The sequence below is a fragment of the Streptomyces sp. NPDC041968 genome, assembly GCF_055589025.1.
This window is the reverse complement of the sequence record NZ_JBVJCB010000040.1, coordinates 1-1,031: the sequence shown is the minus strand read 5'-3', so window position 1 is coordinate 1,031 and position 1,031 is coordinate 1. Positions and strand designations below refer to the sequence as shown.

Genomic DNA, 1,031 nt, shown 5'->3' with positions numbered 1-1,031 from the left:
CCGGTCAGAGCGGGCCGGTTGAGGTAGCCGCGGGCCAGACCCGGGCCGGCGACATACATCTCACCGGTCACACCGGCGGGAACCGGTTGCAGGGCGTTGTCCAGGACGTACAGGCGCAGGTCCGGGATGGGCTCACCGATCAGCGACGCCGCCTGTCCGGCGACTGTGTCCGCGTCCAGGGCGCGGTGGGTGACGTGCACCGTGGTCTCGGTGATGCCGTACATGTTGACCAGGCGCGGTCCGCCCGCCGACTCCGGGTGGCGTGCGTACCAGGCGCTCAGGCGCCCCAGGTCCAAAGCCTCACCACCGAAGACCACATGGCGCAGGGCCAGCCCGTCACCCAGGCCCGGGTTCTCCTGGTCGGCCTGCATCAGCTGATAGAACGCCGAAGGTGTCTGATTGAGGACCGTCACCCCTTGCGCGACCAGCAGGGCCAGGAAGTCGGCCGGGCTGCGGGACACCGTGAACGGCACGACCACGAGCCGGCCGCCGTACAGCAGCGGGCCCCACAGCTCCCACACGGAGAAGTCGAAGGCGTAGGAGTGGAACAGCGTCCACACGTCATCGGCACCGAAGCTGAACCAGCTCTCAGTCTGGGTGAACAGGCGCACCACCTGCCCGTGCGAGACCACCACACCCTTGGGCCGGCCCGTCGAACCCGACGTGTAGATCACATACGCCGGATGCTCCGCCCGCACCACCACACCCGACAACGCGGCACCCGAACGCCCCGCCAGATCAGCGACCGTCGCCGGATCGTCCAACAGGACGGTGGGAACATCCTGTGCAGGCAGGGCCTCACGCGTCGTCACCAGCAGCGCCGGAGCCGCATCGCCCAGGACGTACGCGATCCGCTCGGCCGGATACGACGGGTCCACCGGCACATACCCGGCACCCGCCTTCACCACCGCCAGCAACGCCACCACCAGGTCCACCGACCGCTCCAGCGCCACCGCGACCAGCCGCTCGGCACCCGCACCCCGCTCGACCAGCAACCGCGCCAAACGATTCGCCCGGCCGTCCAACTCCCC

The 1,031-nt window shown here is 69.6% G+C and carries 1 protein-coding gene; it reads right to left on the bottom strand.

Going from position 1 to position 1,031, the window contains the following annotated elements:
- Positions 1 to 1,031, bottom strand: a 1,031-nt coding sequence (locus ACZ6EG_RS34025; protein ID WP_469610531.1) for an amino acid adenylation domain-containing protein, incomplete at both ends; no start/stop codon positions are given.